At 64.8% G+C, this 730-nt stretch carries 2 protein-coding genes; both read right to left on the bottom strand.

Annotation, left to right across the window (positions count from 1 at the left end):
- The coding region (locus L810_RS49550; RefSeq protein ID WP_257009054.1) for a DUF6331 family protein at positions 1–178 on the bottom strand (178 nt) is incomplete at its 3' end.
- Positions 179–197: 19 nt separating this feature from the next.
- The gene (locus L810_RS43230) at positions 198–584 is read right to left on the bottom strand and encodes an alpha/beta hydrolase fold domain-containing protein (RefSeq protein ID WP_373453123.1); all 387 of its coding nucleotides are present in this window, start codon (positions 582–584) and stop codon (positions 198–200) included.
- Between the last annotated feature and the right edge of the window lie 146 nt (positions 585–730).

Genomic DNA, 730 nt, shown 5'->3' with positions numbered 1-730 from the left:
CGTCGATGCCGCAGCATTCGGCGACACAGTCCGTCTCCAGTGCATCGATCAACGACATGACCCCGGCCAGACAGGGATCGATCGCGACCGCCTGCGCCTGCCCGCCCGACAGATCGCCGAATTCGATCCAGCGATCCGGGCCGATGCCGATGTCGTCCTTGTGGGGTTTGCCGTTCATCGTCCGACGCTCGATGTATTCAATTCAATGCAGGCAAATGCGCACGCACGAAGCGCGCGATTTCCTCGCCCAGTTCCATGTCTTCGGGCGCGCCCATGAACCCGCCATGCGGCATGCCTTCGAACAGGTGAAGCTCGGTCGGCACCTGCGCGCGCCGCAATGCGCGGTGCAGGCGGACCGCGTTCGACAGGAACAGGTCGCGCGTGCCGCTCTGGATGAAGGTCGGCGGGAAACCGGCAGCGAAATCGCCGAACAGCGGCGACAGATACGGATGCGCGAGATCGGCGCCGTTCGCGTAGAGCAGGTTGTTCGGCATCAGCGACGTCGGCAACACCACGTCGACGAGGCGGTTGGTCTCGAAGCTGTCGCCGGATTCGGTCAGGTCGACTTCCGGCGACAGCAGCACCAGCGCGGCCGGCAGCGGCAACCCTTCGTCGGTATCGACGGCGACGAATGCGCGTGCGGAAACGGCGTTGTGGCGCCGAACGGAACGACGGGACAGGATGGTGTAGACCGACAGATGCTGCAGGCGAGGACTATGCCAGCCGCAAC

Origin of the sequence: Burkholderia sp. AU4i, from assembly GCF_000466765.1 — a bacterium.
GTDB lineage: Bacteria > Pseudomonadota > Gammaproteobacteria > Burkholderiales > Burkholderiaceae > Burkholderia > Burkholderia cepacia.
The sequence above is the reverse complement of the archived record's forward strand: the minus strand, read 5'-3'. Positions and strand labels throughout refer to the sequence as shown.